This window comes from Mycoplasmopsis glycophila, from assembly GCF_900660605.1.
In the GTDB taxonomy this organism is placed as follows: Bacteria; Bacillota_I; Bacilli_A; order Mycoplasmatales; family Metamycoplasmataceae; genus Mycoplasmopsis; species Mycoplasmopsis glycophila.
On the sequence record NZ_LR215024.1, the window covers coordinates 371134 to 384576 of the forward strand.

The 13443-nt window shown below is 28.7% G+C and carries 16 protein-coding genes; 10 read left to right on the forward strand and 6 right to left on the reverse strand.

All coding sequences use genetic code 4. The features are described 5' to 3' along the window. Positions 1-45 precede the first annotated feature (45 nt). The 8 genes from EXC46_RS01445 to gatB are packed head-to-tail and all read left to right on the forward strand — an operon-like array spanning position 46 to position 6439. The gene (locus tag EXC46_RS01445; RefSeq protein ID WP_027333790.1) at positions 46-351 is read left to right on the forward strand and encodes a 4'-phosphopantetheinyl transferase superfamily protein; all 306 of its coding nucleotides are present in this window, start codon (positions 46-48) and stop codon (positions 349-351) included. Between the two features lie 8 nt (positions 352-359). Then, the gene (locus EXC46_RS01450) at positions 360-1130 is read left to right on the forward strand and encodes a lysophospholipid acyltransferase family protein (RefSeq protein WP_044888933.1); all 771 of its coding nucleotides are present in this window, start codon (positions 360-362) and stop codon (positions 1128-1130) included. Then, entirely contained in the window at positions 1117-1908 is a 792-nt protein-coding gene (locus EXC46_RS01455) for a segregation/condensation protein A (protein ID WP_044888932.1), read from the forward strand. The genes EXC46_RS01450 and EXC46_RS01455 overlap by 14 nt, the downstream gene beginning before the upstream one ends. Beyond that, a complete protein-coding gene (gene scpB / locus EXC46_RS01460) occupies positions 1898-2473 on the forward strand; it encodes an SMC-Scp complex subunit ScpB (protein ID WP_027333787.1) in 576 nt (191 codons plus the stop codon). Before EXC46_RS01455 ends, scpB begins: the two co-directional genes overlap by 11 nt. A 42-nt stretch (positions 2474-2515) precedes the next feature. Then, complete coding sequence (locus EXC46_RS01465; protein ID WP_027333786.1) at positions 2516-3370, forward strand: pseudouridine synthase; 855 nt, start codon at positions 2516-2518, stop codon at positions 3368-3370. A 17-nt stretch (positions 3371-3387) separates the two neighbouring features. After that, positions 3388-3690 (forward strand): Asp-tRNA(Asn)/Glu-tRNA(Gln) amidotransferase subunit GatC, encoded by a 303-nt coding sequence (locus tag EXC46_RS01470; RefSeq protein ID WP_027333785.1) that lies wholly within the window; start codon positions 3388-3390, stop codon positions 3688-3690. Next, positions 3690-5018 carry an amidase family protein gene (locus tag EXC46_RS01475; RefSeq protein WP_044888931.1) on the forward strand — a complete coding sequence of 443 codons (1329 nt, stop codon included), beginning with the start codon at positions 3690-3692 and terminating at the stop codon, positions 5016-5018. Before EXC46_RS01470 ends, EXC46_RS01475 begins: the two co-directional genes overlap by 1 nt. Beyond that, positions 5018-6439, forward strand: coding sequence for an Asp-tRNA(Asn)/Glu-tRNA(Gln) amidotransferase subunit GatB (gene gatB / locus EXC46_RS01480; protein WP_027333783.1), 1422 nt, complete (start codon positions 5018-5020; stop codon positions 6437-6439). The genes EXC46_RS01475 and gatB overlap by 1 nt, the downstream gene beginning before the upstream one ends. Positions 6440-6608: 169 nt before the next feature. Here the strand turns inward: gatB and EXC46_RS01485 are convergent, their stop codons facing one another. The 5 genes from EXC46_RS01485 to EXC46_RS01505 form a co-directional block, all read right to left on the reverse strand. After that, positions 6609-8630: a DEAD/DEAH box helicase gene (locus tag EXC46_RS01485; RefSeq protein ID WP_044888930.1), complete on the reverse strand. Its 2022-nt coding sequence runs from the start codon at positions 8628-8630 to the stop codon at positions 6609-6611. 158 nt (positions 8631-8788) lie between these two features. Continuing rightward, complete coding sequence (locus EXC46_RS01490) at positions 8789-8968, reverse strand: DEAD/DEAH box helicase family protein (RefSeq protein WP_027333781.1); 180 nt, start codon at positions 8966-8968, stop codon at positions 8789-8791. Next, on the reverse strand, positions 8955-9293 hold the full coding sequence (locus EXC46_RS03785) for a hypothetical protein (protein ID WP_223211552.1): 339 nt from the start codon (positions 9291-9293) through the stop codon (positions 8955-8957). The genes EXC46_RS01490 and EXC46_RS03785 overlap by 14 nt, the downstream gene beginning before the upstream one ends. A gap of 22 nt (positions 9294-9315) precedes the next feature. After that, a complete protein-coding gene (locus EXC46_RS01495; RefSeq protein ID WP_223211557.1) occupies positions 9316-10329 on the reverse strand; it encodes a DNA methyltransferase in 1014 nt (337 codons plus the stop codon). A 10-nt stretch (positions 10330-10339) separates the two neighbouring features. Then, positions 10340-10750 (reverse strand): hypothetical protein, encoded by a 411-nt coding sequence (locus EXC46_RS01505; RefSeq protein ID WP_044888929.1) that lies wholly within the window; start codon positions 10748-10750, stop codon positions 10340-10342. Between the two features lie 43 nt (positions 10751-10793). Here EXC46_RS01505 and EXC46_RS01510 point away from each other — a divergent pair, with 43 nt between their 5' ends. Next, entirely contained in the window at positions 10794-11246 is a 453-nt protein-coding gene (locus EXC46_RS01510) for an LlaJI family restriction endonuclease (protein ID WP_027333779.1), read from the forward strand. Between the two features lie 74 nt (positions 11247-11320). On the opposite strand, the gene EXC46_RS01515 is transcribed toward EXC46_RS01510, so the two are convergent. Next, positions 11321-11914 carry an FMN-dependent NADH-azoreductase gene (locus tag EXC46_RS01515; RefSeq protein ID WP_027333778.1) on the reverse strand — a complete coding sequence of 198 codons (594 nt, stop codon included), beginning with the start codon at positions 11912-11914 and terminating at the stop codon, positions 11321-11323. A 206-nt stretch (positions 11915-12120) separates the two neighbouring features. Between EXC46_RS01515 and EXC46_RS01520 the strand changes: the two genes are divergently transcribed. Continuing rightward, positions 12121-13308 (forward strand): phosphopentomutase, encoded by a 1188-nt coding sequence (locus tag EXC46_RS01520; RefSeq protein ID WP_027333777.1) that lies wholly within the window; start codon positions 12121-12123, stop codon positions 13306-13308. The last annotated feature ends 135 nt before the right edge of the window (positions 13309-13443 follow it).

Below are 13443 nucleotides of genomic sequence, written 5' to 3' on the forward strand. Positions count from 1 at the left end.
TGCTTTTATATAAGAAAAAAACAACATTATTTTATAATTAAAATTATGAAAAATATTGGTGTAGACATTACTAAAATTTCAAGATTTGAAAATGCTTCTCTTGCTTTTGCACATAGAATTTTATCAAGTAGTGAATTTGAAAAATTTTTAATGCTTGAAGATGCGAAAAAACCACTTTTTTTAGCACGCGCATGAGCGATTAAGGAAGCTATTTTTAAAGCTAATAATGATTATTTTAGCTATTCAAAAATTGAACTTATAAAAAAGAATCACCGTTGAACTTTTTTGAATTTTAGTATTTCTATTAGTCATGATGGCGATACGTTAATTGCTTTTGTGATTGAAAATTAGGAGATAATATGAAGAAATTTGCATTTAATATAAAACTTAAGAAAATGATTTTTGCTTTACCTTGACTTTTTAGAGCGAGAAAATTATGAAGTTGAGCTAGAAAACATAAAAAATCACCTGAAATGCTATCAGAAAACGAACGTTTTAGCTATCTTTTAAAATTATCGAAAAAAATTATGAATATTCACAATATTGATATGGAAGTAGTCGGACTTGATAATTTACCAAATAAAGGTGGTGTTATTCTTGCGCCTAACCATAAGTCAAATTTTGATGCTTTAGCATTAATTTATGCTTTAAGAAAGCAAACTCAAGCAAACGATGATGCACACAAAATTCCTACTTTTGTTGCTAAAAAAGAGTTAGAAAAGAAATTTATTATTGGGAATGCTTTGACTGTTTTAGATACTTTTACTATTGATCGTAAAAACTTTAGAGAAAGTATTGCGAAGTTAATGGAGTTCGGTGATTTTATTAAAGAAAAGAAAACTTATGGTGTTATTTTCCCTGAAGGAACTAGAGTAGCTGGTAAAGAATTAGGTGAGTTTAAAGCTGGTGCATTTAAAACTGCTGAAAAGAATTATTTAAATATTATTCCTGTAGCAATTGTAAATTCAGAAAAAGCGTTAGATTCAAGTCGTAAAGGACGTCTTAAAGTTACAGTTTCATTTTTAAAACCAATTAAAGCAAGTACTTTTGTCGGTCAAGATAATAAAGCACTAGGAGAAAAAGTTAGAAAATTAATTTCTGATGAAATAAATAAATATGAACAACAATAATGAAAATTTAGTAAATCAAACTAATTCTGAAGACTTTCGGATTGAAGAATATACTTTCAAATTCCAAAATTTTGATGGTCCACTTGATTTACTTTTATCACTTGTTAAAGATAAAAAAATTAGTTTGTTTGAAATTAATTTACTTGAAATAGCAAATCAATATCTAAAAATTATTTCACAAATTCGTGAAAGCGAAATTGATTTAGCTAGCGATTATTTAGTTATGGCCGCTTCGCTAATTCAACTCAAAGCCAAACTTCTTTTAGATAATCCAAATGAAGAAGAACAACAAGAAGTAGAACAAGAAAAACAACAACTTTTACAACAATTAATCGAATATCAACAATTTAAGAACCTCAAAGACACTTTGAAAAAATTTGAGGACGAAAGACAAGAAATTTTTATCAAAAAACCAAGTAATGTAGATGAGTTTATTTTAGATGATGATAATTCGCAATTAGATGGTCACTCTAACCCTGTAAAGCTTATTTCTGTGCTTCGGAAAATGTTTGAGAGAATTTATGCGAATAAACTTCGTCAAACTAAAATTGATAATTTTAATTTAACTCCTGCTGAACAAGTGGTCAAAATTAAAGAACTTTTAGCAACTAGAAAAACGTTAGAATTTGAAGAAATTTTTAATCAACCAAGTTTAAAACACTTTATTGTAACTTTAATTGCTCTGTTAGATTTAGCGAGACAACAATACCTTAAAATTGAACAAGATAATCAATTTGATAAATTAAGAATAATTAAAGGAGATTTCCATGAAGAATAAAATTTTAGAAGCGCTTTTATATATTCAAGGTGATGATGGTTTAACTTTAGAACAAGTTCAAGAAATTTTTGCGCTAAATAATTTAGCTGAAGCTAAAAAAGTTTTACAAGATTTTCTAAAAAGCTTTAATGAGCAAGAACGTGGTCTTAAAGTTGTCTCTTTTAATGAAGTGTATAAATTAGCAACCAGAGAAAGTGTTAAAGAATATATTCAAAAATTAGTTTCTGTAACTAAAAAACAAAAACTTTCTAATGCTGCTATTGAAGTAGCTGGAATTATTGCTTATAAACAACCAATTACAAGAGGTCAAATTGCTACAATTCGTGGTGTAGCTAGTGACCAGGTTATTAACACATTACTTGCTAAAGGTGTAATTGAAGAAGTTGGTATTTCTCCAACTGTTGGTCATCCAGTTTTATACGGAGTAACTAACAAGTTTTATGATTATTTTAAAATTTCTACAATGAGAGATTTACCTTCGCTTAATGATTTTAATTATATTGAAGGACTTGACAATGAATCAAGCAATGAGTTTGATTTATTTAGTAGTCAAAGAGAAGAATAATCCATAGAAAGGATTATTTTTTAATAAATAAGGAGATAATTTATGTTTGAATTAATTGCAACCAAAAATGATGCAGGGCGAACTTTGTTTAAACTTTTAATTAAGTATTTAAATAATTTGCCAATCAGCAAGTTAGAAAAGCTCTTCAGAAAAAAAGATATTAAAGTAAATGGTAAAAGAACAAACGATAAAAGTTTAATTGTTAGCGAAGGCGATCACATTGTAGTTTATGGTGCTACAGATGTTCAAAAAGAGCAAGTTAAAGAAACTCCAACTCAGTTTCTGCAATTAGAAATTTTATATGAAGATGACAATATTTTAGTCATTAACAAACCATGTGGAGTAGAGGTGCATGGTGATAATAATTGCCTTGATAATCAAGTACTCAAATATTTAAAATATAAACAAGTAGATAGTTTTAAGCCATCTCATGTAGGACGTTTAGATAAAGATACTAGCGGAATCATTCTTTACGCGAAAACTTATTTAGCTCTAGTAGCTTTAAATGATAATAGCAAACACTTTACTAAAAAATATTTATTTTTAAGCGATTTCGAAGAAGAAAAACGTGTTGTTGAACTTTATATGTTTAAAGACTATCAAACAGGGAAAATGAAAGCTTCACGAACACCTGTTGAAAATAGCAAGAAAGCTATTACTATTTTAACTTTTGATGGTAAGCGTAAAATGGCAGAAATTTTAACCGGAAGAAAACATCAAATTAGAGTTGCACTTCAAAACATTGGAAAACCAATTTATGGTGATAAAAAATACGGTGGTAAAAAAGCTTCACGTTTAATGCTTCATTCATATTATCTTCAATTAAATGGACTTAAAAATGAGCTTGCTTATTTAAATAAAGTTGAATTTTATTCACTTCCAAAATGACCAAAATAAGAAGGAGAAAATAAGATATGTTAAAAATGGATAAAGATAAACTAAAAGACATTGTTAGCTCACTTATGTTTGAACCTACTGATGATGTACTTTTACATATTACAGAAAATTGAACAGAAATTCAAAAACAATTAAGTTGATTAGATGAACTAGATCTTGCAAACATTGACCCAATGACTCATATTAACGAAAATTATCAAATTGACTTTTTAAGAGACGATGAAGTAAATACAACATGAAGCATCACAAAAGAAGATATTTTAAAAAATGCAGCAGATAAAGATAGTGATTATGTAATTTTAACAAAGGTGGTTAAATAATGGCTAATTTCAGAAAATTTCAAAATTTAGGTAATGCTTCTTTAGCTCTTGCAGAGCTACAAAATGATCATAATAATGCTGTGGCTCATATTTATAGCACACCAAAACAAATTACTCAATCTGGTAAATTAGCCAATGCAACTTTAACAATTAAAGATGTTTTTGCAACAGATGATTTACCAACCCAAGCTAGTTCAAAACTTTTAGAAAATTTCCAACCTAGTTACAATGCAACTGTTGTGGAAAAATTACTTAATGAAGGCGCTATAGCACTTGCTAAAGTTCACAATGATGAACTAGCACTTGGTGGAACAGGAACACATAGTGGTTTTGGATTAATTGTTAACCCAAAAGATCCACAAAGATTTGTTGGTGGTTCATCATCTGGTTCAGCTGCTACCTTTACTTCTAATATTGGTATTGCACTTGGAAGTGATACAGGAGATTCTGTTCGTTTACCTGGTAGTTACAATGGTGTACCTGGATTCAAACCTTCATATGGTGCAATTAGTCGTTATGGAATGTTCGCTTACGCTTCTTCGCTTGATACTGTAGCTTATTTTGCACACAATGTTAATGATTTAATTTGTATTTCACAAAGTGTTTTTGGTAAAGATGAAAAAGATATGACTACAGTTGAAGTAGCAATTGACAATGTTACTAAAACAAAACCAACTAAAGTTATTGCACTTGACTTTAGCGAAAACGTTGAAGAATATGTCAAAGTAGCTTTTGACAATTTTGTACAAAAACTTCAAAATGAAGGTGTAGAGGTACAAATAATTAAACCAAATCTTACTATTTTAAAAACAATTAAGCCAGTTTATCAAATTGTAAGCTTCTCAGAAGCTTCATCAAATCTTTCGAACTTAAATGGTGTTGCGTTCGGAAATCGTGTTAATGGTGATTCATGAGAAGAAGTTATGAAACAAACACGTAGCTTGAAATTTGGAAAAATGGTACAAGAAAGACTAAGTCTTGGTAGTTATTTCCTTTATCAAGAAAATCAAGCTGAAATTTTTATTAAAGCACAAAAAGCAAGAAGAGTTATTAAAAATTATTTAACAAGTCTTCATGAACAAGCTGATGCAGTTATTTATCCAGCTTATGGTGGAGTTGCTCCTTTATTTGCTAATCCAGCTTCATATGGAGTTATGGATTACATTCTAACTGGAAGTAATTTAGTTGGAAACCCATCTTTAACAATCCCGCTTGCAACACATCAAAATTTACCTTTTAGTTTAGCTATTGATGCAAAAATTTATGAAGATGCTAAATTACTTGGTATTGCCGAATACTTCGAAGAATTAATTAAGGGAGGTAAGTAATGAATAATTTTGAAACTATTATTGGAATTGAAATTCACCTAGAATTAAAAACCAAAACTAAAATGTTTTCGCCTGCTGAAATTAATTTTAATGCCGCCCCTAATACTTGTGCAAATCAAATTGATTTAGCTTATCCTGGAACTTTACCTTTAATTAATAAACAAGCAGTTAAATTCGCTATTGCTTTAGCAAAAGCATTTCACATGGAAATTGATCGTGAATTACACTTCGACCGTAAAAATTATTTTTATCCAGATTTACCAAAAGGTTTTCAAATCACTCAATTTTATAGACCAATTGGTAAAGAAGGATACGTTGAAATCAAAACTAGCGAAGGACTTAAAAAAATCGCAATTGAACGTATTCACCTTGAAGAAGATACTGCAAGACAACATCACGATGAAGATGGAACCAAGTTAGATTACAACCGTGCCGGAATCCCGCTCATCGAAATAGTTACTCACCCAGTTATTCGAAGTGCTGAAGAAGCAGCTGCTTATGTTGATATGATTAAAAAAATCGCTTTATCACTTGAAATTTCTGAAGCTAAACTCGAGCAAGGAAGTTTAAGAGCTGATATTAATATTTCACTTCGTCCTAAAGGTTATCCAAAATTTGGAACCAAAGTTGAAATCAAAAATATGAATTCACTTTCAAATATTAAAAAAGCAATTGAATTCGAAATTGTTGAACAACGTAAAAAAATTATGCTTGGACAAGAAATCTTGCAACAAACTAAAAGATTTGATGATAAAACAAACTCTAACATTGTTATGAGAACTAAAACAGGAACAGTTGATTACAAATACTTCCCTGAACCAAATATTCCTTTTATTAAGCTTTCAAATCAATTTGTCGATGATGTTATTTTACAAGAACTTCCACTTGAAAAAGAAGCTCGTTATCTTGAATCTAATATCCCAAACATCTATGTTGCATCACTTATTGATGATTTTGAATTAGCTAAATATTTTGACTCAATTAATTATGAAGACAAAAACAAACTAGCAAAAGTATTTTTTGCTGAAATTGTCTCATTAGCAAATGCGCAAGGAGTTCCTGCCTACCAAGTAAACATCAAACCAGAGCACATCAAAATAGCTCTTGAGCTTTTAGATGATGAAATTATTTCAGGTAAATCACTTAAAAAATTAATTCCATTACTTCAAAACTTTGAAGGTAATGTCGACGATCTTTTAGATCAGCACAACCTAAAACAAATTACAGATCCAAACTTAATTACTAAATTAGCTAACGAAATCATGGAGAAAAACGAAGCTCTTTTATCAGAATACCCAACACGCCCAGAAAGAGTTATTAAATTTATTTTAGGCGACATTATGAAACAAACAGGTGGACAAGTTAACCCTAAAGTTTCAAATGAAATTGTTGTAAATTTACTTAACGAAAAATTTAATTAAATTATAATTAATCAATATCTAAAACAACCTTAAAGTAATTTAACCAAGGAATTACTTTAGGACTGTTGTTGTATGGATATTAAGAAAAGAAAAAACGAAAGAGAATTTTAATTTCATCTTTCGTTTTTTTGTTCATCTTTGTTGTTTAATTTGAAGCTTAAATGTAATTTTAAACGTTATTTTCCACATCTTTAATGATGTCATTTAAAAGATCTTTCAGTCTATGATAATCTTGGATTTTATTGTTAACATTTTCAATTGTAGACATTCCATTGAATTTATCTTCTTCTGGTTTAAAGACAACTAATGTGAATGAATCTTTGATAATTTTTAAGTCTTTTTGGTAGAAAAACTCTTTATAACCTTCCATGATTTTTTTGGTTTTTTCTTCATCATAATCATTGATTGATTTAACTTCGATTGCCACGAAATGATCTTTTATTTTTAAAATATAATCCGGGAAAGATTTTCGAATATCTTTTGATGTTCCGTCAATGTATTCGAAATAGACACCTGTATGAACTGGATTGATAGCTCATGTTTGAATTGGCTGTATATTATTGATTTTTAGATCTAAAAATGTTCTTAATTTATTTAAGAATTCTTTTTCTGGATTTGAACTATAAATAAGGAACTTATCTTCTTCTTTTATTTTTTTCGAACCACGTACTTCTTTTGATAAGTAATAACTTTGATATGCTGATTTAATATTTAAATTTTCTTCAAGTTTAAGTTTTAATACGTTTAATTTATATGTCGATTCTATTTTTTCTACCGAAACAAAATCAGGAAGTTTTGTTTTGACGATTTTATAATCAACTCCTTTTTTAGCTTTGTGTTGTTCTTCTTGAAAACTCAAGTATATTTTTCTGATTTCACTTTTACAGATTGTAAAAAAAGCATAAACAACAAGTTCGTAGCTTAAATTTAGTTCTTTTGCTACATCTTTTAATTTGCTTAAAACTTCACCTTTAAGTTTTTCGTTTCAATAATTTTTTTGTTTTCCAATTAACTCTTCATTAGCTAAAGCTAAATCAATAGTATTAAAAATAGCTTTGCTAATGATCTTTTTATCTGTATTTAAAAGATTTTCACTTTCAAAAACAATCTTTCCTTTTTCTTTAAATTCTGCGGTAAGTAATTCACACTTTTCTTCTATTTGCGAAGTATTTATAAGCTCTAATATTTTGTTTTGATATTCAATTGACCTTTTAAAATCGTAGTATTGCTTTTTATCTATCACACCCGATATAAATTCGGTATTTTTATACTCTCGCTTAAGCACGAAAGAAGCGTAATGTTCAATCGAAGGAACTTTTGAGTAAGAATAAATATAGTAAGAAAAAGCAGGATTTTTTGAATCTCAATTCTCATTGTTAGTATCTTTTACTGCTGGATTTCTTTTGATTCTTCCAACAGTTTGAATGCTTAACGTTTTAGAAGAAACGTTTCTAAGTTGCACAAGCATACAAGCTCTAGGAATATCTCATCCTACGGAAGGGCCTACTTTAAAGATAATTATATCAACATCAGAATTATTTTTTGATATTTTTTCCAACGAAATTTCTTCTCTACCACTTGAATCTTTTTTATCATCTGAAAAATATGTAACCCAGTTTAAATGATACTTATTAAGAACTGTTTTAATTTCTTCAATTGTTTTTTCAAATTCTTCTTGATTTTCTTGCGTTTTATTTTCAACTTGAATTAACATTGCTGGATTAATTCCTTTAAGACCATATTTGTTATCTTTGTCAATGTATGCTTCCTTAATCTTTTTGAATTTTTCGCAAGCTTTTGCAAGTAAATCTATATTTTCAATTTCATCTTCATCTAATTCATTTATTCCTTCGTTATAAACTAATCTTTCTTTTAATAGTTTTGTTGAATCTTCTTTTAATTCTTTTTCTGTAATTTCGACAATAATTGAATCATCAATATTTTGTGGAGTTGCGGTCATTTCAATATAAAAATGAGCAGCTTCTTTTAATTTATCATTAGCTTTTTGTGTATCTTCAATTAATTTATTAGATTCATTAGCTCGATGTGCTTCATCACGAATGTAAATAAGTTCAGTATCTATTGAGTTTTTAATATTATCTAAAAAAGTATCTAAAATTCCTTCTTCGGTAAAAATTCTACCTTTCCCAAAAGAAGCAAGCCCAAAAATCAAAAGACCACCATTATGCATAACCGGGATATTTGCAGAATAATCTTTAACTTTATTACCTGTTTTTGAAGAAGAAGGAGAAACAACGTGCTTGATTTCAAATTTATTATTTAAATAAGGTAAATACTTTTTTATATGTGTTTCTAATTGTTGCGGAAGCGCGGCATCAGAAATAGTTGCTAGTACAAAATTAACTTTTTACCATTGCTTTGACTAATTATTCTGTCAATTACATTAGAAATCATAAAAGTTTTACCAGCACCAGTTGGGGCTTTAAAGATTACTTTGTTTTTGGGTGAAAGATCAAAAGAATTAGCGATTTCGCTTACAGCTCTTTCTTGAACATTAGTTAGTTTCATTTTGATCCTCATCATTTTTTAATGAATAAAGTTGTTTTAAATAATAAAGAATTCTTTCATGATCATCTTTTTCATCTAAATTAACATTAGCTAACTCTTGGACTTCTTTAATAAATAATTCAGTTTTTTCTTCTAAGCTATTATTTATATCAATTGAGAATTGTTTAGTTTCATAAACTTTTAAAGGCACTTGATAAGGTTCGTTTTTATCTAATCATTTGAAATTTGCATTTCCATCGGTACTTTTTCCTAATGAAATTCTATGTAATCTTTCATAAGTAACATTTTTGCCAATACCATTTTCATTATTAGTTACTAGTGTCACGCTTCTATTCCCGCCATCTTCTCTATTTAAATCTCAAACAGCATGAGCAGTTGTTCCAGAACCTGCAAAAAAATCAAGAACACGAGCATTTTTTGTTTGTTCTCATTTTCAATAAATATTTGATAAGTTCTACAGGTTTAGGGAAATCGAATGAATTTTTGTCATTTAAAATATCTATTATTTCAGCTCCGCCATGTTGACTGTAGATATCTTCTTTTACATAATTATTTTCTTTAATTAATTCTATTTCTGTAATGTAACTTTCATACTCTTGTCCGGCGGACTCATTAATTATTTTCTTGCTTTTAGGGTCAAATTTTACAAATTGATATTGTTTTCGATAAGCTTGTCAATATCCTTGACTATTTTTATCAATGAAAATAAAACCTAATTCATTACCTTTGTCAAATGTATCTTTACCTCAAGTATATCTAGCTGATTTAGGTTTTATAATGTTTGCATACAATTGAAAATCAGTCCCATCTGGAGCTTTAATTAAATAATCAAGACTTTCCGTGTATTGAAAACTTCCGGTTGAAGAAGGACGGTGTAGATCTGTTAATTTGTAATATCCTCTTTGGTTAAAATATTCATCTTTATGTACATAACCAAGTTTTTTTAATTTTTCTTCATCATGAATTTTGTAATTAAACATAATTTTTTCTATATTCTTGGTATAAACTAGTATATATTCACAATTTTTAACAATTTTCTTTTTGTTTGAAGCATTTCCGCCAGGACCTTTTTTCTTAATTCAAGATAAATTAGCTACAAAATTCTCCTCTCCGAAAATTTCATCCATAAGAACTTTTAAGTATGCTTGTTCTGCATCATCAATTGATACAAAAATTACACCATCCTCTTTGAGAATGGTTCTAGCTTTCATAAGTCTTTCGCTAATCATGTTAAGTCAACCGTTACGAGAAAATTTGTCACGATAAATAAATTTGGAAGCCAACACATTTTCTTTGTCATTGGCTAAATTATTGCCATCTTTTTGTGTTGCTTCAGTATTATAAGGAGGATCAAGATAGATTACATCATAATTAAAGTCAAGACCTGCTCTCTCTCTCTCTCTCTATTAATATTAAATTGTTTAAAACATCGAAGTTTTCACCGATGATTAGAATATCTTTTTCTTTTGAGTTATTAAGCTCAAGTTTTTCTACTCCAAAAGAAAGTTCTTTGTTTTCTTTAAGTAAAGTAATAAATTTGTTTGTAGTTATTGGTGTTGGAGCTACATCAAAAGTAAACCCAAGCTTAATTCTTTGAATTAATAATTGGTAAATGTTTTGAACATCTTCTTCTTTTGCGCTTTCGATAATTGTTTTACAAAGTTCTTTTTGATCTTTGTTAAATGTGCTTGTAGATAGATTGTCTATCTTTTCTAAATATTGTTCTTTTAATGATTTTTCTTCGTTGTCATTAAATATTGAAGTATTTAAATCTTTCTGCATTTTAATCCTCCTATGATATGCTTTTTAAATTATATTAAATTTATTGCCAGATTCAATTATGCGTTCAGTAGACTTAAATTCAAATAAAACTAATTACTATATTTTGGATGCTAAATACTATAAATATGGAATTTACCCTGAAAGAGGCGAGAATGTTTTACCACAAGCAAGTGACATTATTAAACAAATCGCTTATGGAGATTATATTTCAAATGAACTAAAGAAAGAGAAACACGATATAACTTTCTCTACTTATAATGCTTTCTTGTCGCCTTTTGATTCTTTAAATAATAAATTCGAAACTAGTGAAAAAATGTTTTATGCAGGTAAATCTTTTTTCACAAAGGAGAGAAACAATCAGTCAAAACATCAAGAAGTTCATCTAATTTTGATTGACACTAAATGACTAATCGAAAACTATGCTCGTGATATTGAATTAATCAGTCAAATTCGTCAAAAACTAATTGGACTAATTGATAACGATCAAAATAAATAACTTTTGAAGATAAAAAATGGACACAAAATATGGTTTTTCATACTTTGTGTCCTTATTTATTGCTTAATTTATTTTTATTTGTTAATTAGTTCAGAGAATTTTTCTAATATTGCATCAGAAACAGAATCTGGATCTATTTGACTAATTGGCGGAACTTTTGTACCTAAAATTTCAATTGCTTCAACCGATTTAGCTCCAAGGAATTTAAATGTCCCTTTAAGCCATTCAATATGGCTACTAAATGGATATCAACCTTTTGGAGCTCCTTGAGTTCCTAAAATGATCACATTAATATTTGTTAAAAGTCCAATTGCGTCACCTTTTGCTGAATATTTGTATGAAAAAGTTTTGTTTGCAACAGCTATAGAGTCAACAAAGTTCTTCACTACAGGCGCAGCAGCAAAATTAATCATTGAACAAGAAATAACAAGTATATCTGTTTCTTTTAACTTGTTAATTCAAAAATCAGATTCTACTTTATCATAATAGTATGGAAAAGTATCTTTTGTTAAGAAAATCTCACCATGTTTGGTTTTATTTAAATCAAATCTAGAAATTTCATATTTGTTACTATTTTTTGCTATTTCATGAAATTTATTCATAATATGTCATGAATAAGACTTTTCATTGCTTATTAAATTACCATCTAAAAACAATATTTTTTTCATATAAAATCTCCTTTGTCGAATTTAAAAATATTTATAGTAATAATTTTACCTAAAAGGTCAGCAAAAAATAACTTTTACTCTTTATTATATGAAAATTTTTTTAATTTTTGCAATTCTTTACCTGGTTTTGCTTTACAAAATTAAATAAAAATCTAAAATATTATAGATATTATTCTATTTTAATAATATCCAGAACGGAGAATTAAATGGCTAAATTTAAACGTGTATTTATGATCGTGACTGATGGTCTAGGTATTGGGCCTGACCGTGATCAAAAAGCATTCGGAGATGCTGGAGCAAATACAATTAGATCAGCATCAATGGCAGAAGAATTTAAAATTGATACTTGAAAAAAATTAGGAATTGGGAATATTACAAACTTAAATGGGAATTATCATGTTAAAAATCCACTTGCATATGTAGCGAAAGTTCAAGAAGTGTCAAATGCTAAAGACACTTTAGCTGGACACTGAGAAATGATGGGAATTAAAACTTTAGTTCCTTTCCCTACGTTTACAGAACACGGTTTCCCTCAAGAACTTATTGATGAGCTTTCAAAAGCATTTGACGGTAGACCAATTGTAGGTAATAAATCAGCTTCTGGAACAGATATTATAAACGAGCTTGCTCATGAAGAAAAAGAAAGAGGAGCAATTATCGTTTATACATCAATGGATTCAGTTTTACAAATTTGTGCACACGAAGAATGAACAGGACTTGATAACTTATACAAATATGCTAAAGCAGCAAGAGAAATTTGTTCAAGTAGACCAGAATGAAACGTAGGTAGAATTATCGCTAGACCTTATGTAGGTGAAGAAGGAAATTACACTCGTACATTCAACCGTCATGATTATGCTAACCAACCAAGAGAAATGATTCTTAATGAATTACAAAAACAAGGAGTTGAAGTTATTTCTGTCGGAAAAATCAATGACATTTTTGTAGGTCAAGGAATTAGCAAACACTTTGCAAGTGCAGGTGATGCTAACGGTATGGACATTACTATTGATCTTGCTATGCAAGAAGGTGATAATAAATTTATTTTTACAAACCTTGTTCAATTTGACTCACACTATGGACACAGAAGAAATGTTCATGGATATGCACAAAACATTGCTGATTTAGATCTTAAACTTGGAAAATTAATTAATGCAATGAGAGAAGATGATTTACTTATCATGACAAGTGATCACGGTAACGACCCTCTTTATCCTGGATTTAACCACACAAGAGAATACCTTCCTGCCACAATTTTTTCAAAATCATTCAAATCACCAAAAGTGTTGCCAGTTTTAAATGGACTTGGAACTTTAGGTAATATTGTTGCTAAAAACTTTGGTGCTGCTACTGTTGAAGAAACAGGAGATGATATTTTTGATCAATTAGTTTAATTTTAAAGAAATTATTTATTGAAAGAGATGCAAGGTTGCATCTTTTTTTGTTACTAGACAAATAAGCTGTAAATTTATGTAAAAGTTTTCTTTTCGAAGGGTAAAAAGACCTTTTTTATCAATTATTTTTGATAA